The organism is Arthrobacter sp. ASL1, from assembly GCF_056680475.1.
This window is the reverse complement of record NZ_CM155284.1, coordinates 1,244,374-1,267,571: the sequence shown is the minus strand read 5'-3', so window position 1 is coordinate 1,267,571 and position 23,198 is coordinate 1,244,374. Positions and strand designations below refer to the sequence as shown.

Here is a 23,198-nt window from a genome sequence, read left to right as displayed (position 1 = left end):
TGGACATGATTGCAGGGCGTTGGGCTGCACGAGCGCAGAAGTGGTGGAGCCCCGGTACGCGATCTGGGTCAAGGAAAGCGATGATGGCGGGGGACAGCGCCTATGACGAGGCAGTCCAGGCCGTCCGAGCCGGCAAACTCGATGCGGATGAGGCCGCAGACCGTCTGATCGACAGGATGACCGACCGGGAGATCCTCGGACTGTTGGACGGTGATTCCCCTCGGCGGCTGCTGCCGGTCATCCCGGTGTTGCTTGGTCGGCGGCCGTTCGTCGCCGGGGCGGTTCCGCGGCTTGGCATCCCGGGCATCCGGTTCAGTGACGGTACCCGCGGCGTCGTGATCGGCGCTTCCACGGCGTTCCCTGCGACGATCGCGCGGGCCGCGACTTGGGATCCGTCACTGGAGGAGCGCATTGGCCTCGCCATCGGCCTGGAGACCAGAGTGCGGGGCGCAAACTACTCCGCTTCCGTCTGCGTCAACCTACTGCGTCATCCCGCGTGGGGCCGGGCGCAGGAGTGCTACGGCGAGGATCCGGTGCTCACCGGCCGGATGGCATCGGCACTGACCCGGGGCGTTCATGTGCACGTGATGGCATGCGTGAAGCACTTCGCCCTCAATTCGATGGAGAACGAGCGCTTCGAGGTCGACGTGTCGGTCGACGAGCACGCCCTGCATGAGGTGTACTTGCCGCACTTCAAGGCCGTCATCGATGCCGGCGCCGATTCCGTGATGAGTGCCTACAACAGGGTGCGGGGCGAATACATGGACCTCAACCGCACCCTACTCACCGATGTGTTGCGGCAGGAATGGGGCTTCCCGGGGTTCGTGACGAGCGACTGGGTCTTCGGTACCCATGACGCCATCGGCAGCCTCGAGGCGGGGATGGATGTGGAGATGCCGCTGCGACTGCTGCGCGCCCGCGATCTGCCAGGCGCCCTGCGGAAGGGCGACGTCGACCGCGCGACGGTCATGCGGTCCGCGCGCCGCATCCTGCGCACCAGCGTTCTGCATGCCGCGACCCGGGAGACGGGGCCGCTGAGCGCCGAGCTGATTGCCTCGCCGGCGCACCGGGCACTGGCCCGCCAGGCAGCCGCGGAGTCGATCGTGATGTTGAAGAATGAAATCACCGGTGCGGCGCCGCTGCTGCCGTTGGCCCCCACCACCAGGCACCTCGCGGTGATCGGGAGACTCGCGGCACGTGCGAACCTCGGCGACCACGGTTCCTCACGCGTCCGGCCCCCCTCCACGGTCTCTCCGTTGCAGGGCCTGCGGGAGGCGCTTCCCCATGTTCGGATCACGGCCACGACCGGTCGGGACGAACGCACCGCGGCCGCGGCGGCGGCTGCGGCGGAGACGGCGATCGTCATCATCGGCCTGGACCAGCACGATGAGGGCGAATCGGTTGTCACCGGTGGCGTCGACGTGGGCGTGCTCGGACGGGCCTTCCGCTCGGGTCCACTCCGTCGGCTGCTCGTCGCTCTGGCACATTTGGCGTCGCGCTTCGTCCGAGGCGGCGATCGCACCTCGCTCGACCTGCGCCCTTCCGATGTGCGCCTCATCCGGGCGGTTGCCGCAGCCAACCCCCGGACCGTCGTCGTCCTGATCGGCGGCAGCGCGATCCTGACTGAGGCGTGGCGAGACCGTGTGCCGGCGCTCCTCCTTGCCTGGTACGGGGGGATGGAGGGTGGCCGGGCGTTGGCGAACGTGCTCACCGGCACCGCGGAGCCCGGGGGACGACTGCCGTTTGTGCTGCCGACGGACGCCGGACATCTACCGCCGTTTGACAGCGCGGCGAAGACCGTCGTCTACGACGACAGGTGGGGTCAGCGCCGGCTCGACGGCGACGGAAACGCGCCCGCATTCCCGTTCGGGTTCGGCCTGGGCTACACGACGATCGAACACCGGCTCCTCGACCACAGCTTCGACGACACGGGTGGCAGCGCGGACGTGCTCGTCGTGAACACCGGTGACCGCGAGGGCTCGACCGTCGTGCAGGTCTATGCCGCTGACGTCTCGAATCGCAGGCCGGTAGCCCAGCTGCTGGGCTTCCGGAAGGTGACGCTGGAGCCTGGGGCGGAGACGACCGTCCAGGTCTCACTGGATGCGGGGCCCACGTTGCAGCGAGATCCGGCGACACGGCGCTGGTCGCCCCGCGCGGGGGACTGGGCCCTGCTCGCCACCCAGCACAGTCCCGCGAGTTGGGCGGGTGCGGGCCCGTTGCGACGCGTAGGGCGGTGACCAGCGAAGAAGGCACCTCGGATGGTCAGCCGGCGTGAGGTCGATATGGGTCGCGCGCGTCCCGGTCACTCGGTGAGGGGTGGCAACGGTGTCGACAGCCCTTCGATGCGGACGGGCAGTAGGTCGTCACCGCGCAGCATGGTGCGGAGCAACCGCCGCGACTCCCACCGGAGCGACAGAGACGCTGGGTCCCGCCGCAGAACCAGACCCCCGTTGAGAGTCGCATGCCGCTTCTGCAGATCACCCAGCTCCTCTGCACGCAGCAGGGCGACCGTACTACCCACAACCTGATCGACCAGGCGGACCAGCGAGGAGGGGCCCCTCAGGTCGGAAGCGACGACGCGCTGCTCGCTCGCGGCGAGGATCGTCCTCTGCGCCGCGCGTGTCACGACCAGAGGACGGGACGGCCCGTCCAACAGGCCAGTCAGCACGTCCGCCGCTGCGTCAGGACGACCGGTTCTCCGCGCCGCCGCCTGCATCCGCCGCAGGCGGCCCGGCTCACGGAGCACCTCGTCGATCTTCCAGCCGATCGTTGCGGCGGTGTTGCAACGAACGGCGGCCCCCTGCTCCATCAGGTAGTCGCCGTTTCGGACCTCCTGACCCGGGATAGGTTTCACCAACACCATGGGCAGCCCCGCCGCCATGCACTCCGACGCCGTCAATCCGCCCGGTTTGCCCACGAACAAATCGGCGCGACGCAGCAGTTCCGGCATCTTGTCCGTGAAGCCAATCACGCGGTAACGGTCGCCAGCAGGCTCCACCAGCTGCTCGATGCGCCGACGCAGCGCGTCATCGTGTCCACACACGACCGTGGCCGTGAATGCGGACCGCATGTGCAGCGTCTGCTGCACCACGGCGACGGCGTAGTCACCACCTTTGGCCCCCGCGGAGATCAACAGCTTCGGGGGCTCGTTGGCGTCGCGCGCGGGCGCTGTGTTCGGCTTCACCGCGATGGGGATCCCCGTGGCCGTGATGCGGTCGGTCGGCAGACCAAGCGCGGTCAGCTCGATCCTCGCCTCTTCCCTGGCCACGAAGAGCTGGTGGAACGCGCTCGTCAGCCACAGGCCTTGGAAGTCGTAGTCCGTCGTGACGACAGCCGTCTTGGCGTCGATCACGCCCCGAAGGAGCAGGGTTGCCAGCAGCTGGGCCGGCAGGAAGTGCGTGCACACGATCGCCGTCGGTCGGAACCGCTTGATCGCACGGACCACCGGAAAGGCATTCACCCGAGTCCAGGGGTCGATCGGGCCGCGGCGCCGGAAAGGCGGGTCACTCGCGTCATAGCCCCACTCGACCAGCCACGGCAGGCCCTCGACCAGGACGAAGTACCCCTTCCCCAACACGTCTCGGTAGAGCGCGCTACTGACCTGCAGCACGTCCAGCACCTGCACCTCGGAAATGTCGGCGCGTGCGGAGCACGCCTGCTGTACTGCCGCCGCAGCGCTGTTATGCCCCGATCCCACCCCTGCGGACAGGATCATCACGCGCTCACCCCCGGCGGTGTTGGAACTCCGTGCCGACGTCTTGCGCATGGGGAAAGAGTAGCGGACCGCATGATCTTCCACCGATCCACATCTACTGGCGGATACCATTCGCGACAGGGCCGGCAGGAATTGGGCGACTTGGCCGGGTCTGCACCATGGGCCCACCACCGTCCACGTCAGCCCAACCTGGGCACCTGGGCCACGGAGCTCGCGGAGTTCATCGGCGAACCGGTATTCCTGTAACCGCCGCGAACGCCGCCGCCAGCTGCGCATCGTGCACCAGCCGGCACGGTTCCAGCGGGCCGGGCACCAGCTGCACGTAGGACCGCCCGGCACTGATACGCGGATCGGCCGGCAGTCCCAGGACGCCGGTGCCCGGATGCCAGTGGCAGACCGCCGAGCCCACCAGCGGCAGCCGGGAACCGGCGTCGTGCCCTGGTGCCGGGACGGTGCGACGCACGGCCGCCCAGAGTGCGCCGACGTCGTGGTGGTGGCCGTGCCAGCGTGCCCCGGACGGGCAGGCCATGGTCAGCGACTGGGCCGGCAGGTCGAAAAAGACGGTGACCGGAATCCAGCCGGTGGCATCCGCGAGCAGCCCGGGGCGCGTGGCCGGTGCAGGCGGCAGGTGACCGGGCGTACCGGAATGGCAAACGGATTCGATGCGGGTGCGGGACAGGTGGCCCATGGCGTGCCTTTCGCGTGCTCTTGCCCGACACCGTGCGCGCCGGGCCGCTTCGTCATCCGAACCACCCGTGAAGCATGGGGTTGGTGTACGGCCGGGTCGGAGCCCGTGCGTGGCCGCAGCTCGTGAAGCTTTCACCAGCCTAGCGGATCCGGCCCCCGGGGTAACTTCTTCGCCCATGGCGTACACGGTTTGCGTTGGCCGTCCGCGTGGGATTGGCTGGGGGAAAGACTTTAGCCGGGTTGTGCCCGGCGCCCGAAGGAGTGATCCGCGAATGACCGTCCCCGCAACTACCCGGCCGCCGCGCCCGCTGGTGGTGCTGGAGGTGGTGACCCGGCGCAAGATCGGCAAGCACATGGTCCGCCTGACCCTGGGCGGCGAGGGCTTCGCCGCGTTCCGCAACAAGGACGCCACCGACAAGTACGTCAAGCTGCTCTTCGCCGATCCAGCCCTGGGCCTCACCCCGCCCTATGATCTGGACGAGCTGCGCAGCGTGCTGCCGCCCGAGCGCATGCCGGTGCGTCGCACCTACACCGTGCGCAGCGTGAATGAGGCCGCGCAGACCCTGCAGATCGACTTCGTCGTGCACGGCGAGGAAGGCATTGCGGGACCGTGGGCGAACCATGCCAAGCCCGGCGACCTGGTCTGCTTCTCCGGCCCCGGCGGGATGTACCGCCCGGCGTCGGAGGCCGGATGGCACCTGCTGGCCGGCGACGAATCCGCGCTGCCGGCCATCGCCGCGGCGCTGGAGGCAATGGACCGCTCCGCCGTCGGCGAGGTCTACGTCGAGGTCGCCGAGGAGAAGGACGAGGTCAAGTTCAAGGCCCCCAAGGGCATGAACGTGCACTGGCTGCACCGCGGCGGCCCGTTCACCCCGGAGAGCACCAGGCTGGCCGCAGCCGTCATGGCCGGCCCTTGGCACGACGGCGAGGTACAGGTCTTCGCCCACGGTGAGCGCGAGATGGTCAAGGCGCTGCGCCGTTACCTCGCGGACGAGAAGGGCGTGGACCGCAAGGCGCTCTCGCTCTCCGCGTATTGGGCGTTCGGCCGGGCCGAGGAGACGTTCCAGGCGGAGAAGCGCGAACCGATCGGGCAGATCTTCCCCGACGAATCCGGTGTCCAGAACGCCGTCCGCGGCTGACCCGGGATTTGCCGGCCTCGGCTCCGAACCCGCAACGCACGGAATGGACTCGCTAGGGTAGGTGGATGATCGTTTCTTCGGTGGTTCTGCTGGTTGTCTATGTCGGGCTTGCCGTGGTGGTGGTGGGATGCGCCAATGGACGCATCGGCGTCAACCCGGTGGCAGGGATCCGCACGTCGACCATGATGGCCAACGAACAGACCTGGCTGGCGGGGCATCGGGCAGCGCGGACCCCGACGATCATCGGTTGCGTTGCCGCCGTTATCTGCTTGGCACCGGTGTTCTTCGGCGGTTCGGAGTCCGAGCACACGCTCCTGGTGGTCCTGTCCGTGGCCCTGTTGATGGTCGGCGTCATCGTCGGCTCTGTTGTCGGTTCCCGGGCAGCACGTTCGGTCCTGGCCGGTCAAGAACACCGCTGACCCGGATACGGAGCTATTTCGAGTAGGCTTCCTCGCTCCACAGGTGGAACAGTGCATGCGCCCGGTAGGGCCGCCACGCCTCGGCCCGGGCCTCGGCCTCGCGGGCACTGATCCGCCCGAGCGCACGCCGGAGCACCAGGTCTCCGGGCGTGAACGCATCCGGATCCAAGCGCGCGCGCACCGCCAGATAGTCCGCGCTCCACGGGCCGATGCCCGGCAGCGCCAGCAGCTGTTCGCGGGTCAGCGGGAAGGCGGCGCCGGGCTGTTCCCCGGAGCCGGCGTCCACGAATGCGCCTGCCACGGCCCGCAGCGTCCGGGTCCGCGCACCGGTCAGGCCGATCGCCGCCTGCAGCGCGTCCTCCGGGACCCGGGCCACGACATCCGCCGCCGGGAACAGGTGCAGCCCGTGCTCCGGCGTCTCGCCCCAGCGGGCGACCAGCCGCCCGGCGAAGGTCCGCATCGCCGCCACCGAGACCTGCTGGCCCAGCACGGTGGTTGCCGCGGCCTCGAAGGCATCCGGGTAGCCGATCCGCCGCAGGTCCGGGCGCCGGGCCACCAGCGGGGCCAGCAGCGGATCGCGGGACAGGTGCTTGTTGGCCGGGGCCAGGTCCTCATCGAGGCCGAACCACCGGCGGACGAGCGACGCGACTGCGGGCCCGTCGGCGACGGCGAGCGGTTGCCCCATGCTGCGGATCAGTACCGCGTCGGTGGTGAACCGCAGTCCGAGGGTGACCACCCGTCCGGCGAGTCGGACGGGTCGGCGGTGTTCGGCCCCCACGCGCTCGTCGATACCGGGGATGGCGTGGGCGGCGAGGATGGACAAGCACAACTGTGGATCCAGCTGGCCGTTGGCGTCCACTTGCAGTACCGGTCCCGGGTCCTGCTGCGTCGCGTCCATGGACAGCGAGTCTAGTGCCTGGATCCGCGGTGGTTGGCGGCTCCGCTGGGCAACATGCCATGCAGGCGAAGGCCCACCTGCAGCTCCGCGCGCAGCCGTCCGTCACGCAGGTCGGTGCCCAGGGCCGACCTGACCCGTCCAAGCCGGTAGTACAACGTCGAGCGGTGGATGTTCAGCGTGCGGGCCGTGTGCTGGGCGTCACCGCCGTGATCCAGATACGCCTGGAGGGTCGACATGGCTTCGCCGGGCAGCTCGGCTGCCAACAGGGTACGCGCGGACAACGGCAGGTCGTCGGTGGTCAGCTGTTCGACGGGCAGCAGGGCCAGGACCCCGTCCAGTCCGGCCTCGTCCCAGGTCGTGACCAGGCCGTGGTCGGCGGGGGAGAGCCACGCGGCGCGGAGGGCCCGGCGCGCCAAGTCGAAGGAACGGTGCACGTCCTCGAGCTGCTCAACCATCGGGCCGATTCCAGCACGAACGCCGCCGAGCCGCGGGTCGGCGAGGATCCCGGCGAGTCTGTGGGAGACGACCGGGCGAGGAAACAGGACGATGCCGGTGCCGTCGTCCAGGGTGGCACCCACGACCGATGCTGTCGATGATTGGGCGACGAAATCCAGCGTCGCCTGCACGGCCAGCGCGGTGCCTCCGGAGGTGCGTCCGGGACGGGGATCCCCGCTGATGGCCACCGCGGCATAGCGCCGGGAGACCCCGACATGCCGTTCGGCAACCAGGGCTTCCGCGGCGGCCCGGCGGTTGAGTGGGTCAGAGCCGGTGACTTGCCGCAGCAGTTCCCTGGCCCGGCCTCGGGCATGTTCCTCGTACAGCAAGCGCAGCGACAACTGGATGCCGAGGTTCGCGGCCGCCTCCTGGAGAAGGGACATACTGCGGTCGTCCATCGGCATCGCGTCCAGCGCGACCAAGAGGTAGCCGACCCGGCGCCGATGGTCCGTCAGGGGGATGAACAGGCATGCCCCGGCCTGGGGCAAGGTCAGTTCCACGGGACCGCGCGACGACGGAGCAGGTGGTTCCCACTGACCCGAATCGGCGAGCAGCACCGCGAGGCGGCGGCGGTCGGCCGACGTTTCGTGCATGGAGTAACCGACCACTGACATGGTCCAGTCCACGACCACCAGACGGCGCCCGGTCGTCGCGGCAAGATCCTGCAGGGCATCATCCAAGCCGGCTGTCATGGACATCGACGTCCTCCTCACATATGGACACTCTGTCGGATTAGCGCCCTTGGTTTTTGCACGATTGACCAGTGAATGGACGTCGCCCACTCCGTAGGCTGGTCAGGTTATCGAGTCTGAAGGAGTTGCGGAGCATGACCCAGCGCATTGCGATCGTCGGAGCCGGCATCGGTGGACTGACCCTGGCCATCGAGTTGCAACGTCGGGGGATCGACGCCCAGCTCTTCGAGCGGACGGCGGTCCTGAAGGAAGTCGGCGCGGCTGTCGCCTTGTCCGCCAACGCCACCCGCTTCTATCTCGACCGCTTCGGCATGGGCAGCCAGCTGGGAGCGAAGTGGGCGGAAGTCGACGGTCTGGTCTTCCGCGATGGCCCCTCCGGTGAACTGATTGCCCGGTTGTCCTCGCGAGAGGACTACCGCCGGCGATACGGAGCGCCCTACACGGGCATCCACCGTGCTGACCTGCAGGCCATCTTGTTCGATGCCCTCGCACCGGGAAGCCTGCACCTGAGCAAGCGCGTGACGGACATCGACGACAGCGGTTCCTCGGCGCGCCTGTCGTTCGCGGACGGGGATGTGGCGGAGGTGGATCTGGTCATTGGCGCCGACGGCGCCAGGTCGCTGACACGGCAGCTTTTGTTGGGGTACGACGACGCACGCTATTCCGGGTGCACCGCGGCCCGGGGCATCGTGGCGCCGGAGCTGTTGCCGTCCCTTCCCGACCGTGAGGCCATCCAATTCTGGATGGGGCCGGGCGGCCACCTGCTGCACTACCCGATCGGCAACGGCGACCAGAACTTCTTCCTGGTCAAGCGCGAGTCCCTGCCGTGGGCCGAAAAGGGCTGGGTGGTACCGGCGCAGGACGGCGCTCATGTTGAGCCGTTCGCCCACTGGGCGCCCCCAGTGGTGGAGATGATCTCGGCCGTTCCCGTCCACGAAAAGTGGGCGCTGTTCTATCGTCCTCCGCTCACGCACTGGTCCAAGGGGCGCGTCACATTGCTCGGAGACGCGGCGCACGCCACCGTCCCCCACCATGGCCAAGGGGCCAACCAGTCCATCGAGGACGCGATCGTGCTGGCGGATCTGCTGAGTGGTTCCCGGGATTGGGACGCCGCACGCAGCGAGTACGAACGGCGTCGGCGCTTCCGCACCCGAAAGGTGGTGGACGCTTCGGTGACCACAGGGGAAGTGCTGCACCTGCCGGATGGCCCCCGCGCCGATGAGCGCAACGCCCGGCTGGCCGCCCCCGACGCCTTCGACCGGCATCTGGCGTGGATCCATTCCTTCAGGGCCGACGAGCAGGTACCCGAGGTCTCCGCTCTCGGAGGTTGAGCGGCCAGCCCCCGACCTGCGGGGAACGCGGTGACCGTTCGCCCACCGCCACCACGGGGCCGGTCCGCGTGCCGCTCTTCCGGCGTAGGATCTGCGCATGGGCGACGTCGGAAGCTATCTGGAGACCATCGAGGGAGGCGACCGGCTCGCGCTCGAACGCGTCTACGCGCTCGCGCGGGAGGTGGTTCCCGAAGCCGAGGAGGGCACGAGCTATGCCATGGCTGCACTCATCTACCGGGGCAAGGGGCTCATCGCCACGGTGAAGGCCAAGAAGTTCCTGGCGCTCTACCCCTTCAGCGGGTCGATCATCGCCAGCCACCAGGAGCTGCTGGACGGTTTCGAGACGACGACCGGAAGCGTGCACTACTCGGCCGAACGCCCGCTGCCCGGCGACACCCTCCGCAGCATCGTGGCGGCACGCCGCGAGGAAATCGACGCCAGGGGACGGTAGCCCCACCGCCGGGGTCGGGGCCCCTGGCCGGCCAATGGCGCGGGTTGGCCACGTTCCAACCCACCGGTTATCATCGTAATATGACGATGATAGCGAAGGTGGCCGAACCGACGACGAGCGCCTTGGCACCCGCCGCAGCGTTGTTCCACGGGCTGGCCGATCCGACCCGCCTGCTGATCCTGCGCCATCTGCGATCCGGCGAGCACATGGTCAGGGAACTCACCGAGCATCTGGGTTTGGCGCAGAGCACGGTCAGCGCCCACCTGTCCTGCCTGCGCGATTGCGGGCTCGTGGTCTCCCGGCCGGTGGGACGCGCCAGCATGTTCTCGCTGGCGGAAGTCGACGGGCTGGAAACCATGCTGGTCGCCGCCGAATCGTTGCTGGCGGCCACCGGCCGCGAGGTCGCCCTGGGGGCCCACCACTGGCACGAATCCCACGGCCACGGAGCGGATACGCCATGAGCCACGGACATTCCCACGACCACAGCGGAGGGGCGATTGCCCATCGGCCCCGGCTGGCCATCGCGTTCGCGATCACCGCGGCGATCCTCATCGCCGAGGTCATCGGCGCCGTCGTCACCGGCAGCCTGGCATTGCTCGTCGACGCCGCCCACATGCTCACCGACGCAGCCGGCCTGCTCATGGCCCTGACCGCCGCCACCCTCATGGGCCGACCGGCCACGGATCGGCGCACCTGGGGATTCCGCCGGGCCGAGGTCCTCTCGGCGACAGCCCAATCCACCCTGCTGCTCGCCGTCGGCCTCTATGCGATGATCGACGGCGTCCGCCGCCTCTTCGCCCCGCCCGACGTGGCCGCCACCGGGCTGCTGGTCTTCGGGATCATCGGCCTGCTCGGCAACGTCGTCGCCATCGCGGTCCTCAGTTCCGGCCGCGGTGCCAACCTGAACATGCGTGCCGCGTTCCTCGAGGTCGTCAACGATGCGCTGGGATCCGTGGCGGTGATCGTCGGGGCGATCGTCATCGCCACCACGGGGTGGATGCGCGCCGACGCGCTGGCGGCGATGTTCATCAGCGCCCTAATCCTGCCGCGCGCCTTCCGACTGCTCCGTGAGACCACGTCGATCCTGCTCGAATCGACTCCGCACGGACTGGACCTGGACGAGGTCCGCGGACATCTGCTGTCCCATGAGCTGGTGCTCTCCGTCCACGACCTGCACGCCTCCCAGATCGCCACGGGATTGCCGGTGCTCACGGCCCACGTCGTGGTCCGCGATGAGGCCTTCCACGACGGGCGGGCCTCCCATGTGCTGGATTCACTGCAGGCGTGCGTGGCCGGTCACTTCGACGTGAGCATCGAGCACTCCACGTTCCAGATCGAGGCCGAGCGCCACTCCGACCACGAGCAGCACTTCCACCCGTAGCCCGCAGGGCACCCGGATCCTCAGCGCAGGATGAAGTCCGTGGCGACAGCGGGGGAGAGGCCGGTCTCCACGAAGCCCGAGACGCTCGACCCCGGGTGCTTGATGATGTCGGTGACGGACCCGAGGTGTTGGGCGAGATCGATCTTGTCCTCCGGCGCCGCGAGCAGCAGCTGGAACCCGAATTCCTGCAGCGCGTTGATGCCGGCGGCGGCGTAGTCCGAGTTCGCCTGGATGAACGCCTCGTCGATCATCACGGTCCCGTAGGTGGTGAAGCCCTGCAGGGCGAAGCCCAGCTGGTAGGCCAGCGCGGCACCCATGATGAACGAGGTGAAGCGCTGGCCTTCGCCGCCGGAGAGCGTTCCGGGTTCGAGCCCGTTCTCGACCTCGCCACCGGGCTTGTGCTCGTTGCAGCTGATCTGCACGTGTTGGCGCACGTCCAGCACGGTGTCCCGCCAGGCGGACCGGGCCGGATCGTCCAGGTCGTCGACCAGCTTCTCGAGCGCCTTGTAGTTCGCGCTCAGCTCGTCGGCGCCGCGGGAACCGTAGGCGTTGCCGAGCGCTTCCTTGAGGGCGTTGCGGAAGCCCCGCGCCTCGTCGGGGATGGTGGTCCTGACCTCCAGGCGCAGGCGCGAGCCGTGTTCAAAGGGGACGTCGGCGAGGATCTGGTTCAGCGGCAGGATGCGTTCGCCGATGCCCCGGCGTTCCTCCTCGAGCAACTGCAGCAGGTCGGAGAACCGCTCGTAGGACCGGTTGGAGAAGTAATCGCGGAATTCCTCCTGGCGTTGTGGCAGGCCCTCGTCGACGATGGCCCGGTGCAGGGCCACATAGTGCGGGGCGCTGGCGATGCCGGTGCCGAACGAGGCCGAGGTGGAGACCCCGAAATCGCGGGTGAACTGGCGGAACGTCTCCGTCAGGGAGGCCTCGGTGGAGAACACCAGTTCGCGCAGCTCCGTGACCCGTTCGCCCAGCGTCAGCGACGTGGCCGATACCGCGGCGTCGAGTTCGCCGAGGTCGACCACTTCACCGGCTTCCAAGCGGAGCATCGCCTCCGCCAACAGGGGCTCCTGCACCAGCTCGGCCTTCGCCGCGTTCTCCGGGGCGCCGGTGGCGCTGGAGCGTTGGGCGGCAGCGAGTTGGCTGTTCGCCTGTGTGGCGCGCTGCTCCAGGGAGTGGGTCTCGCTGCGCAGCACCGCCAGCTGCCCGACGGCGGACTCGAGCTCGGTGCGGGCGTCGCCGAGGGCGGTACGCAGCCCGGCCAGGTCGGTGCTGGAATCCATGGCCTCGGCCATGCGGGTTTCGAGCTCGGCCACGGCTGCCGATTGCACGGCGGAGTCCAGGGCGGAGAAGGGCCGGTTGTCGGCGGCAAGTTCGCGCAGCAAGGTCAGCTTGCGGGCCAGGGAGTCCTTGGAGCGGCTGCGTTCGGCGGCCAGTTCCTCGGCTTCGGTCCGGTCTGCTTCCAGGCTAGCGACCTGGGCCTCGAGTTCGGCGATCTTCTCCTCGTTGGTGAAGCCCAGCAGGTAGTCGGAGGCGGCGATGTCCCGGGTGTCGCGTTCGAAGGCCCCGCGGCCTGACTTGATCGTTCCGGCCCGTGAAATGGCCCGCTTCTCGGCGTGCAGGGCGGCATCGGTGTCGACACAGGTGAAGTCGTGATCCGCGGCGATCTTGCGTTGCAACCATTGTCCGGCGTCGGACTGCTTGAATTCCAGCTTGGAGACCAGGGCCCGGGGCCCAGCGGCGGCCACGGGGTCGGAGCCCCCGCCCGGGGTGTGGGCAGACAGGTCGATCCAGCGCAGCCGGCCATAGCCCTCCAGCCGGTCCGCCGCCGCGGTGACCTTCTCCAGATCGGCCCCGCGCACCAGCAGCGTGGTGGACAGGGAGCGCAGCGCCTTTTCCGCGGCAGGACGCCACGCACCGGCCCCGGGGGCCATGTCCACCAGTTCGCCGGCGAAGGGCAGGTCTTCGGCCGACAGCCCGGTCTCGGAGCAGATGCGGCGGCGGGCCGCGGCGGAGAGGCCGTCGATGTTGGACCCGCGCCGGGCGTAGGAGTCGATGTCCTGGCGCAGCTTCTGCGCCTTCTCGCGTGCCTCCATGGAGGCGGCCATCGCCTCGTACTCCATAGTGCGCGCGTCCTTGGCCACACCCTGCAGGGTCTCGGAGGTCACGGCTGCCTGGCGGCGTGCCGCCTGCAGCCCGGAGGCGGAGAACGCCAGCTGCACCCCGGCGTCGTGCATCTGGGTTTTCAGGGTGGAGGCGAGGGACTCGCGCTCGGCGAGGCGTGCCCGGGCGGCCTCGAGTTCGCGTTCGAGCGCCTGGACGGCCTGGCCACCGTGGGAATCGTGCTGTTCGGTCAGTGAGCGGACGCGTTCCTCCAGCGCGGTCTTGGCTTCGGCGGCGGCATCGATGGCCGAGCGGTTGCCGGAGAGTTCGGCGGCGATGCGCTGGGACTGGCTGGAGAGCAGGTCGGCCGCGAGGTGCTCGCGCAGCAGGGGCAGCTGCACCCGGACGAGATCGGTGGTCCGTCGCAACTGTGCGCCGAGTTCCTGGTGGCGCTTGTGCTGTTCGGGCACGAGTTCGAGGGCATCGCGTTGGGCCCGCGCCTCCTCGAGCTGGCGGTGGATCCCGCGCAGGTGGGAGAAGTCCTCGATCGCGCCGGAGGCGGCCTTCAAGGTCGAGGGGACCTCGAGGACCTCGTAGCGGAAGAACTGGTTGACGCCGCGGTCCAGGCCCTTGCCGTTCTGCAGGGTGCGCAGCAGCGAGAACGCCTTGTCGTTGTCGATCCCCAGCCGGCGGCGGAATCGCTCGGCGAAGGTGCGGTGCACGTCGAATGCCTCGAACCCGGGCAGCGCCTTCGCCAACGACGAGGGGGAGAAGCGCCGGGACCCATGGTCCTCCAGGGCCGCCGTGTCCAGCGTTCCCTCGCCGATGACATAATGCTTGCCGACCTGGCCCTCGAGCCCCTGGGAGGGAAGGTCGAACAGGGCGCCGATGCAGGTCTTCGTGCCCAGACCGTCCTCGAAGGTCAGGGCGATGGCGCTCCAGGTTGCACCGGGCCGCTGGTACAGGGTGCCGCTTTCGGTCTTGAACCGGCGTCCACGCATGTAGGAGTAGGTGGTCCGCCGGTCCTTGCGCGTGGACGCCTCGTGGGCCGACTCGTTCAGGCGGGGAGCGGCATGGAAGATGTGCCCGATCCCGTCGAAGAGCGTCGATTTGCCCACGCCCGGGTGCCCGGTGAGCAGGGTGCCGTTGCGGTCCACGTAGAGTTCGTGCCGGCCATGGAAGGTGCCCCAGTTGATGACCTGGATCGAGCACAGGCGCTGCTGTCCGGGGTTGATCTCGTCCCCGAAGGGAAGGGTCTGGGAGATGCTCACCGGGCGGCTCCTTCGGCGTCGATGGTGGGTGCGGCCGCTTCGGCATCCGCGGTCTCGGCGTCATCGTCCTCGTCGGCGCCCGCGGAAATATCCAGGTCCAGCGTCGTCTCCGGCGTGCCCTCGACCGAGCGGTCCAGGGACTCCAGATAGGCGGGGATCTGGTCGATTGAATCGAACGGCAGGGCCAGGGCCAGGGCACCGGAGACCCGGTATTCGTCGTCCAACTCGGTGGGCAGGATGAGCTTGAGGCTGGCCAGCCGGGCCAGCGAGGAATCGGTGAGCTCCTCGAGCCGCTTGTCGTCGATCGCGCCGGGATGGCGGTGTTCCTCGAGGATCTCGCGGGCACCGGCCCGGGAGACGACCGGGTCTGTCCCGGTTCCGGCGTGCCGGTCCAGCAGCAGGCGCAGCCGCAGGGCCAGCAGGGTCTCCTCGCGGCGTAGTGGTTTACGCGGCACGATCGCGGTGGTGTGCACCGTCTCCGTGGGAACCGGGACGAGCAGGGCGATCTTGCGCTCGGTGTCCAGCTGCAGCTTCAGGAACAGTTCGGAGACGAAGGCGGAGATCTCCATCCGGCGGTCCAGCACCAGCTGCCAGAGCCGGGCGTCGGCCGTGCCATCCAGGTACGGCCCGCGCAGCAACCGGATCAACGCCTGGCGTAGGGCCAGCGGGAACCGTCCGGTGTCGCCCTCGAAAAGCTGCTCCTCGGCCCGGCGCCCTGCGGGCGTCGCGGAGGCACCGTCGTCGTACCCCGTGCCGTGGTCGTCGGCCAGGTCCATGTCCGTGGGCTCGGTGTCTGGTTGGGTGTGGCTCATGCGGGGTCCTTCGCGAAAGTGATCACCGGCAGGTAGGCGGTGCGGGCCGAGCCGTCGACCTGGGTGAATTCCAGCGACTCGTAGCGGGTGGTGTCCACGTCCTGGCCGGACGTGCGGGCGGTTTCGACCAGGTAGCGGATGGAGTTCACGTGGAGGTGGCCGGGCTCGAGTTCGGCGAATACGGCGCCCAGGGTGGCGCTGCCGCCAGCGGTGCGGCGGGCCGCGGCGATCGCGTCCTCAAGCAGCCCGGCATCGGCCTTCGGGGTGGCCGGGGTACGGCGGATGTCGGCGCTGGAAACCGCCGGCGGGGCGGCGAGCCGGGGCGGGGCGAGATGTTCCTGCGGGTCGAAGATCCCCAGCCCGGACAGGGTGGAGAAGGCCGGGGCGTAGAGCCTGACCGGGGCCACCGGTGTACGGGCCGCCAGGACGGTGGATCCGGCGACTGCGAGTTCGGCGGTGCGCACCGCCTTGCGCAACAGGACCGAGTCGCGGAATTCGTCCGATTGCACGTACGCGTGCAGGGACTCGGAGAGCTTGCCGTAGCTGGAGTGGACCTCGCCGGCCTGGCGGCGTAGCTCGCGCAGCAGGTTGGCCAGGGTGTGGCGTTCCTGCGCGTTCAAGCCGTCCACGAAATCGCGTTCGAGGACCTCGTTGATGGCGTGGCGGAAGCGGCGTTGGCGGGCCGGGTCGTTGAGGAACTCGGTGAAACCCCGGAACGTCTCGCCCTCGGCGGTGCTGCGCAATTGCCGGTCGCCTTCGAGCACGCGGCCGACGGCGACGCCCTTGGCCACCGAGGCCTCCATGATTTCCCGGCGGACCTGGTGGAGCATCTGGCGGACGCCGTCGCGCATGCGCTTGAAGTCGGCGGGCAGGTTGGCCGCCAGATCCAGCACGTTGCGGGCCGCGGCCAGGGCCCCCTCGGCGGGGAGGATCGCCGGGCTGGTCCCGGATTGCAGGGCCTCGATGCGCTCACGACGTTCGGCGATCTCCGCCTCGAGCTGCCGGATCCGCGCTTCGGGGTCCGGATCGGTTTCATGGGCGAGGGATTCGATGCTGGTCAGCAGCGTGTTCAGCCGCGACGAGTTCAGGTTGGTGCCCGAGCCGGAAAACCCCTCGAGGAACGTCAGCACCCGGGAGGTGTGGGCGGTCGGCTCGTAGACGAACGCCCCATCGACGAGCGGGCGGGCCAGGTAACCGGCCCGCACCCAGGCATCGGCATAGTGCTGGGCCCGCCACGCGTCGTTCAGCGGGGTCCCGGCCGAGCGCAGATGGCGCAGGAAGGAATGCAGCGAGGCCTGGAAGGACTCCAACGTGATGCGCGGCCGTGCCGGGGTGAACTCCGCACGCAGGAACGCCACTGTCCACGGTGCAGCCGAGAGGAGTTTCCAGGCGGGGGAGGACCTGAATTCCTGCTGGTCGGCCCACGTCGCGGCTGCGGGTTCGGAGGGGTGCACTGGCTGCTCTCGGTTGTTGCGGGTCGGGGCGAGGGGGGCCACGGACGGAAATGACACGCAGTGGCTCCGGCCTTCGATTCTAGAGCACCCTCTGATTTGGTGGCGGCGCATCGGGAAGCCGAGCCGGCGGTAATGCCCCGGTAACGCCGGGGTAATCCGGGCGCGGGCAGGATGGGCGGACCGCTGGCTGTGCCGAACGGCACTTCGGGGAAGGAACGTCGATGACCCTTTTGTCCGTGGCCGCCCCGGAGGACGCATCCGGCGCCGACCGCGCCGTGCCCCTGAACGCCGACGCCCTGCAGGTGCTGCGGCCCCATCTGGTCAATCTTTCGGATGGCCGGTTCTCCTCCGGTGGACAGGTCACCACCGGCCCCGACGACGTGGATCGGATCTTCGACGCCTACCTGCCCGCGTTCGTGAAGGCCCAGGGCGGCCACGGCGTCCCGGTCGTCCTCTATGCCCACGGTGGGCTGGTGTCCGAGGCAGCCGGGCTTGCCGGTGCAGCCCGCATGTGCCCCTGGTGGCTTGAAAACGGTGTCTACCCGTTGTTCTTCATCTGGGAAACCGGACTCTGGGATGCCCTGCGCTCCCTGCTCGGAGGTGGCCCCCGCGACCTGTCGGCGCCCCGCGGATGGTTCGAGGACGGCGCCAATCGGGCTATCGAACTGGCGAGCCGCCCGCTGGGCAAAAAAGTCTGGGGCCAGATGAAGATCGGCGCCTCCCATGCGGTCGCCTCCGACGGCGGGGCCATGTACGTTGCGAAGCGCCTCGCCACCTATACCCGGGAGCATCCCGGTGCCCTGGCGCTGCACGCCGCGGGGCACTCGGCCGGGTCGATCTTCCACTCCAGGTTCCTGCCGGCCTACCTGGACGCCGGCGGCCAGGACATCGAATCACTGCACCTGCTGGCCCCCGCGGTCACCACGGCGGACTTCACCGAGCGTCTGCTCCCGCGCATCGGGGGGGACCAGGGCATCCGGTCGTTGTCTCTCTTCGGGATGACCGGGCAGACAGAGGAAGACGACAACGTGGTGGGCGTCTACCGGCGTTCACTACTGTGCCTGGTGCGGGCCGGTTTCGAGGACGAGCCGGACACGCCGCTGCTCGGCTTGCAGGAATCAGTGCACGCCGACTCCCGGTTGGGCGCACTCTTGGCAGGCCCGGCGGGAACGGCCATCTGGTCACCGACCAGCGGTGCTTCGCCGGATGCCTCGAGCCTGGCGAAATCCCACAGCTCCTTCGACAACGACCCGGCTACCCTCGGGTCGGTCATGCGCCGGATTCTGGGCAAGACGACCATCGTCGAATACCAGCCCGAGCGGCCGCTCCCGGTAAGAGCGGACCCCGCGGGCTCGGCCCCCGTGGCGTCCCCCGGACCGTCGCCGGCGGTGGGCGAGCCTGCACAGCCGGAACCGGCGGTGGGCAGCCCGACCGGAAACGGGGCCCGCACCCCAGGCCGCCTGGCCCTGTGCGTTGGCTTGAACCGGTTCGAGAACCTGCCGCAATCCAACTGGCTCAACGGCTGCGTCAATGATGCCGCGGACTTCCACGAGCTGCTCTCCGGAGGGTTCGGCTTCGCCGAGGGGGACATCACCGTGCTGACCGACGCACAGGCCACCCGGGCCGAGGTGATGGGCCGACTCGGCGAGGCCATGGCACGCATCCGCTCCGGCGACCTGGCCCAGCTGGTGTTCACCTTCTCCAGCCACGGCACGCAGGTCCCGGACGACGATGACGAAGACGACCAGATGGACGAGGCCTTCGTGACCTACGACATGGCCCAACGCGGTGACCACTGGGACCCGACGACGCTGATCGTGGACGACGACCTGCACCGGGTCTTCGGCGACCTGCCGGCGTCGGCGCATGTCGACGTCGTCCTGGACACCTGCCACAGCGGGACCGGGTTGCGGGCCATGGACCTGCTGCTCGGCAGGACGCCCCGGTTCGTACCGCCGCCGACGGTGAGCGGGCTCGATGCCGCCACGGCCGCCAGGTCCCGCACGACGCGCGATTTGTTCCGCTCATCCCCGGCGGACCGTCGTGCCGTGCTCTTCGCGGCCTGCCAACCGGACCAGACGGCTGCGGACGCGCATATCAACGGCCGCTACAACGGTGCCTTCAGCCGGTACCTCATCGACGGGATCACGACAGCTGGCCAACGAAGCCGGAACGAATTGCTCACGGCGGTCCGCTCCGACCTGCGCGCGGGCAGGTTCGACCAGGTCGCCCAGCTCGAAGGGGAGGACTCGGCACTGAACTCCGCCTGGGGCACCGCGTACTGAGCCGGAGCCCGGACCGCCGGGAGAGGGGAACGCCGGGCATGGCAGGCAACGGACGGCCGGAACACACGGCCAGCGAGCAGCAGGACGTCACCATCGTGGCCGAGGGCCCGGTCACTCTCGGTGCCCACGGCCTGCCCCTGGTCACGAAGGTCCGTATCCCCGCCGAACGCACTGCCCCGGGGCCCGTCGGCGCCCGGTTGGAGGTCACTGTCAGGGATGCCCAGGGCGAGCCGCTGGCCCCCGACCTTGCCGGCGGGGCCGGCTGGGGCATTCGGGATCTGTCCCCCGGGGGCGGTGGTGTTCCGGTGTCCGACGATCCCGTATTCCTCGCCCAACATGTGTACGCGGTGGCGAGCGAAACGCTCGCGAGCTTCGAACGCACCCTGGGCCGACGGATCAGCTGGGCCGGCGGGCGCCGGCTGCGCATCGATGCCGACGCGGACATCCCCGCTGCCCAGACCGGCTATCAGAATGCCGACTGTGTCATCAACCTCGGCCGGTACTCGGGCACCCCCGTGGCGCTGTACCGCGACCTGCTCGTCCACGAGGTCACCCACGCGGTCCTGGCCGGCTACCGCCCGCGATGGTCTGACCGGTGGGCGATGCTCGACCAGTTCTCGCTGCACGAGGCGCTCGCCGATCTCATGGCCTTGCTTTCGGTCTTCACCTCCGCGGAGGTCGTCGAGCGCCTCGTCGAGGCCGCCCTGCTGCAGCAGGGCCCCGATGCGCCCGCCGGGCAAGACCAGTTGGATGCGGCGATCCTGCGCTCCGGGCTCTTCGGGCTGGCCGACCACCTGTTCGGGCACGGTCCTGCCCTGCGCGCGCCCATGGCCGCGATCCCACCCGCCGGGTGGCGGCTCTCTCCCGAACCGCACTGGCGGGCCTCGGGCGTCGTCCACGCGGTCATGGAAACGGTCTTGCAACTGTGGAACCGACGCCTGGACACCCCCGGCGGCCGTTCGAGTGTCTATCTGGTGGCCACCGCCGGCGCTGCCGTGGGCATGCACGTGCGCCGCATGCTCGTGCGTGGACTGGCGTATATGCCCCCGGTCGACGCCGGCCCCGAGGACCTGCTGCGTGGCATCCTCGCCGCCGACGAGACTCTCGTACCGGACGATCCGCGCAATTACCGCGCGACGCTGGTGGAGTGCTTCGCCGACGTCGGGATCAACGCAGGGGATCCCGCGTCCCGCACCGGCGTCGACGGACTGGATCGGCTCGAATACGCGTTCGGGAACGGGATGCTCGACGCCGGCCCCGAGGAGGTCGTGCGCTTCGTGTGGAACAACTCGGCTCTCATGAAGGCCCTGGCGCTCGACCAGTCCCGCGGTCTGGTGGTGGATGCCGTGCGCACGAGCACCCGGATCAGTCCCAGCGGGTTTGCCGTCACCGAGACGGGGGCCTCGCTGGTCCAGGAGTTCGTTGCCAGCGTCTCCGAGGCCCGAGCCCTGGGGATTCGTTGCGAGGCTGCGGTGGTCTTCCGCGGCGGGGCGCTGGTCCGCTTCGACGACGGAGGACGCCTGGTGTTCGCGGCCGTCAAACCGGTGCTGGACATCTCCCGTCAGCAGGCCAAGCTCGACGAGCTGCACCGCGAACGCTCGGTGGCGGCCGAGGATCCGGATTCCAAGCGGTTCCGCGACAGGATGCTGGCCATGCACGCTCGACGGTGGGCCAAGAGCTGACACTGGAGGCACGTGCACCACCCCCCTCCGGGCCCCGGCCGGCGTGGCATTGACGTTCCCGTTCGGTGCGAGGAAAATGGGCGCCAGAATGGATGGTTGCCGGTTGCCACACGGGGACGGGGGAGCAGACCATGATGTGGGATGCGGATGGTGGACGCCAGCGTGGCTACCGGCTGCAGGTCCTCGGGGGCTGGAACCTCAGCAGCGACGGGCGGCCCTGCACCGTGCCGCTACGGTCCCGGCGCCTCGTCGCGTTGCTCGCGGTCGCCGGCCCGGCGCCGCGCCTCGTGCTCTGTGGCAGACTCTGGCCCGAGAGCAGCGACCATCACGCGCTGGACAGCCTGCGCGTGACGATCCACCACGTCGGCAGGGACCTTCCGGGTCTGCTCGCCGTCGATGGGTCGATGGTCGCGTTGTCCGGGACCGTGGCCGTCGATCTGGCGGAGGAACGCGTCACCCTGGCCGATGCGGGCCCCGGACCCACACTGTTCGGGCCAGAACCCGAACTGTTGCCGGGCTGGTATGACGATTGGGTCATGGTCGCACAGGACCTGCTGCGCACCCAGCGCATCCACCACCATGCCAGTCGGGCCAAGCGCCTCTTCGACGCCGGGGATATGCGGGGGGCCGTGGAAGCAGCCGGCCGTTCCCTCGGGCTGGACCCGCTGGACGAATGGTCGCTGGAGGTGCTCGTGCGTGCCCATCTCGGCCGCGGTGCCGCCTGCGGGGCGCGCCGGGCGCTGACGGCCTTCCGACGTGACCTCCAACGGGAATTCGGGCAGTACGCCTCGCCGCTGTTGGACGAACTGGACCGTTTGGTGGAGCGCCCGCCCGTCGTGGCCACCCCGGCGTTGGGGATTCGCGCCGACGCGACCGGATGAACCCTGGCGTCCGCGGGGCGTGTCGGCCGCTACCCCCGAAGCACGGGCGCTAGCGTGGAGGCAACGGTGGCGGGCCCCAGCAGCCGCCGTCCGCCGATGCATCAAGGGGGTGCGGATCATGTCCGGACACGACTCGACCCGATCCATGCGGGCTGCCATCACCGGTGTGGGACTGGCCGTCGCGCTCGCCCTGGGCGGTTGCTCCGCGCCGGTCGAACCCGGGAGCCAACAGAGCGCGCCCGGCGGCGGAACCTGGGCCGGGCAGGGCCCCGAATCCACCCAGGGCACCGAGCAGGGCCCCTCCCCGGAGGAGCGCCACCAAGCTCGCATTGAGGCCGCCACGAAAGCGGCCTCCCAGTACGACTACACGGCGGCGTTGAAGGAACTCAAGCCCCTCGACGGCCAGGACGTGGACGATCTCACGCAGAAGGTCACCGCGCAGCAGAAGCGGGCGGTCGAGTGGAAGGACAATTCGAAGATCTCCCATCTGTTCTTCCACTCGCTGATCGTCGACCCGAAGCGCGCCTTCGACCCGGGCCCCAGTGCGCAGGGCTATGCGGATTACATGGTGACGGTCAAGGAGTTCAAGGCCATCCTCGCCTCGGTCTACAAGAAGGGCTACGTGCTGGTGAACCCGCACGACATCGCCCGGAAGAATGCCCAGGGGGACATGGAGTATCGGCCGATCAAGCTCCCGAAGGGCAAGAAGCCACTGGTCCTCTCGGAGGACGACGTCAGCTACTACGAGTACATGAAGGGCGACGGGTTCGCCGCCAACCTGACCGTGGATGGCGACGGCAAGGTCACCAACACGTACAAGGACCCCCACGGCAAGACGGTGCGCGGGGCCTATGACATGCCCACCATCGTCGATGATTTCGTCGAGGAGCATCCCGGGTTCTCGTACCGCGGTTCCAAGGGCATCATCGCGTTGACCGGCTACAACGGGGTGCTGGGCTACCGCACCAGCGACATCGAATACGGTGATGACCAGCACATCGACCTTCCCGCGCAGAAGAAACAGGCCAAGAAGGTCGCCGCCGCGCTGAAGGACGAGGGGTGGGTGTTCGCGTCGCACACGTGGGGCCACGCGAACATGACCTCATCCTCCCTGGACCGCATCAAGCGCGACACCCGGAAATGGGACGACGAAGTCCGCCCGCTCATCGGCGACACCGACTTGTTGATCTTCCCCTTCGGCGCAGACTTGGCAGGCATCGAGAGCTACTCCGGCTCGAAGTACCGGCTGCTGAAGAAGGACGGCTTCGATTTCTACTTCGGCATCGACACCTCGACGCCGGCGTGGATGCAGCTGACCGACGACTACCTCCGTCAGGCCCGCATCAACGTCGACGGGCTGAGCATGAAGGCCGCACTGGAGGGCAAACACCACGTGCTGGAGAAGTTCTTCGACGTCAAGAAGGTCATCGACCCGGCCCGTAAGAAGTACCTGAAGTAGCCCGCACACGACGACGCCGGCGCGTCCTGGACCGGCGGAGCCGGCATCG

At 69.1% G+C, this 23,198-nt stretch carries 18 protein-coding genes and 1 riboswitch; of the genes, 11 read left to right on the top strand and 7 right to left on the bottom strand.

Annotated features, from left to right (window positions below; genetic code table 11):
- Positions 1 to 80 precede the first annotated feature (80 nt).
- Positions 81 to 2,237: a beta-glucosidase family protein gene (locus tag AC1MEQ_RS06005; protein ID WP_479794875.1), complete on the top strand. Its 2,157-nt coding sequence runs from the start codon at positions 81 to 83 to the stop codon at positions 2,235 to 2,237.
- Between the two features lie 65 nt (positions 2,238 to 2,302).
- On the opposite strand, the gene AC1MEQ_RS06000 is transcribed toward AC1MEQ_RS06005, so the two are convergent.
- The gene (locus AC1MEQ_RS06000) at positions 2,303 to 3,766 is read right to left on the bottom strand and encodes an MGDG synthase family glycosyltransferase (protein ID WP_479794873.1); all 1,464 of its coding nucleotides are present in this window, start codon (positions 3,764 to 3,766) and stop codon (positions 2,303 to 2,305) included.
- Positions 3,767 to 3,935: 169 nt separating this feature from the next.
- Positions 3,936 to 4,403 (bottom strand): hypothetical protein, encoded by a 468-nt coding sequence (locus AC1MEQ_RS05995; protein WP_479794871.1) that lies wholly within the window; start codon positions 4,401 to 4,403, stop codon positions 3,936 to 3,938.
- 11 nt (positions 4,404 to 4,414) lie between these two features.
- Positions 4,415 to 4,531: riboswitch (SAM riboswitch) on the bottom strand.
- Between the two features lie 143 nt (positions 4,532 to 4,674).
- On the opposite strand from AC1MEQ_RS05995, the gene AC1MEQ_RS05990 reads away from it, so the two are divergent.
- Together AC1MEQ_RS05990 and AC1MEQ_RS05985 are read left to right on the top strand one after the other, a co-directional pair.
- On the top strand, positions 4,675 to 5,541 hold the full coding sequence (locus AC1MEQ_RS05990) for a siderophore-interacting protein (RefSeq protein ID WP_479794869.1): 867 nt from the start codon (positions 4,675 to 4,677) through the stop codon (positions 5,539 to 5,541).
- Positions 5,542 to 5,606: 65 nt separating this feature from the next.
- Positions 5,607 to 5,960: an SdpI family protein gene (locus AC1MEQ_RS05985; RefSeq protein WP_479794867.1), complete on the top strand. Its 354-nt coding sequence runs from the start codon at positions 5,607 to 5,609 to the stop codon at positions 5,958 to 5,960.
- Positions 5,961 to 5,973: 13 nt separating this feature from the next.
- Here AC1MEQ_RS05985 and AC1MEQ_RS05980 read toward each other — a convergent pair whose 3' ends face one another.
- Entirely contained in the window at positions 5,974 to 6,858 is an 885-nt protein-coding gene (locus AC1MEQ_RS05980) for a DNA-3-methyladenine glycosylase family protein (protein ID WP_479794865.1), read from the bottom strand.
- 11 nt (positions 6,859 to 6,869) lie between these two features.
- A complete protein-coding gene (locus AC1MEQ_RS05975) occupies positions 6,870 to 8,051 on the bottom strand; it encodes a PucR family transcriptional regulator (RefSeq protein ID WP_479794863.1) in 1,182 nt (393 codons plus the stop codon).
- A 128-nt stretch (positions 8,052 to 8,179) separates the two neighbouring features.
- Here AC1MEQ_RS05975 and AC1MEQ_RS05970 point away from each other — a divergent pair, with 128 nt between their 5' ends.
- From AC1MEQ_RS05970 to AC1MEQ_RS05955, 4 genes are all read left to right on the top strand, one after another.
- Positions 8,180 to 9,376 carry an FAD-dependent monooxygenase gene (locus AC1MEQ_RS05970; protein ID WP_479794861.1) on the top strand — a complete coding sequence of 399 codons (1,197 nt, stop codon included), beginning with the start codon at positions 8,180 to 8,182 and terminating at the stop codon, positions 9,374 to 9,376.
- Between the two features lie 97 nt (positions 9,377 to 9,473).
- On the top strand, positions 9,474 to 9,827 hold the full coding sequence (locus AC1MEQ_RS05965; RefSeq protein ID WP_479794859.1) for an iron chaperone: 354 nt from the start codon (positions 9,474 to 9,476) through the stop codon (positions 9,825 to 9,827).
- A gap of 80 nt (positions 9,828 to 9,907) precedes the next feature.
- Entirely contained in the window at positions 9,908 to 10,288 is a 381-nt protein-coding gene (locus AC1MEQ_RS05960) for an ArsR/SmtB family transcription factor (RefSeq protein ID WP_479794857.1), read from the top strand.
- Complete coding sequence (locus tag AC1MEQ_RS05955; RefSeq protein WP_479794855.1) at positions 10,285 to 11,208, top strand: cation diffusion facilitator family transporter; 924 nt, start codon at positions 10,285 to 10,287, stop codon at positions 11,206 to 11,208. Before AC1MEQ_RS05960 ends, AC1MEQ_RS05955 begins: the two co-directional genes overlap by 4 nt.
- Before the next feature lie 20 nt (positions 11,209 to 11,228).
- Here the strand turns inward: AC1MEQ_RS05955 and AC1MEQ_RS05950 are convergent, their stop codons facing one another.
- From AC1MEQ_RS05950 to AC1MEQ_RS05940, 3 genes are read right to left on the bottom strand one after another with little or no spacing between them, the layout of a single operon-like run.
- Positions 11,229 to 14,576 carry an ATP-binding protein gene (locus tag AC1MEQ_RS05950; RefSeq protein WP_479794854.1) on the bottom strand — a complete coding sequence of 1,116 codons (3,348 nt, stop codon included), beginning with the start codon at positions 14,574 to 14,576 and terminating at the stop codon, positions 11,229 to 11,231.
- The gene (locus AC1MEQ_RS05945) at positions 14,573 to 15,388 is read right to left on the bottom strand and encodes a DUF4194 domain-containing protein (protein WP_479794852.1); all 816 of its coding nucleotides are present in this window, start codon (positions 15,386 to 15,388) and stop codon (positions 14,573 to 14,575) included. The genes AC1MEQ_RS05950 and AC1MEQ_RS05945 overlap by 4 nt, the downstream gene beginning before the upstream one ends.
- Positions 15,385 to 16,884, bottom strand: coding sequence for a DUF3375 domain-containing protein (locus AC1MEQ_RS05940; RefSeq protein ID WP_479794850.1), 1,500 nt, complete (start codon positions 16,882 to 16,884; stop codon positions 15,385 to 15,387). The genes AC1MEQ_RS05945 and AC1MEQ_RS05940 overlap by 4 nt, the downstream gene beginning before the upstream one ends.
- A 179-nt stretch (positions 16,885 to 17,063) precedes the next feature.
- Here AC1MEQ_RS05940 and AC1MEQ_RS05935 point away from each other — a divergent pair, with 179 nt between their 5' ends.
- The 4 genes from AC1MEQ_RS05935 to AC1MEQ_RS05920 all read left to right on the top strand — a co-directional run bounded on the left by AC1MEQ_RS05935 (position 17,064) and on the right by AC1MEQ_RS05920 (position 23,149).
- Entirely contained in the window at positions 17,064 to 19,127 is a 2,064-nt protein-coding gene (locus AC1MEQ_RS05935; protein ID WP_479794848.1) for a caspase family protein, read from the top strand.
- A gap of 38 nt (positions 19,128 to 19,165) precedes the next feature.
- Positions 19,166 to 20,809 carry a gluzincin family metallopeptidase gene (locus AC1MEQ_RS05930; protein WP_479794846.1) on the top strand — a complete coding sequence of 548 codons (1,644 nt, stop codon included), beginning with the start codon at positions 19,166 to 19,168 and terminating at the stop codon, positions 20,807 to 20,809.
- Between the two features lie 131 nt (positions 20,810 to 20,940).
- Positions 20,941 to 21,690 (top strand): AfsR/SARP family transcriptional regulator, encoded by a 750-nt coding sequence (locus AC1MEQ_RS05925; protein ID WP_479794844.1) that lies wholly within the window; start codon positions 20,941 to 20,943, stop codon positions 21,688 to 21,690.
- Between the two features lie 118 nt (positions 21,691 to 21,808).
- Positions 21,809 to 23,149, top strand: coding sequence for a polysaccharide deacetylase family protein (locus AC1MEQ_RS05920; protein WP_479794842.1), 1,341 nt, complete (start codon positions 21,809 to 21,811; stop codon positions 23,147 to 23,149).
- Positions 23,150 to 23,198: the final 49 nt, after the last annotated feature.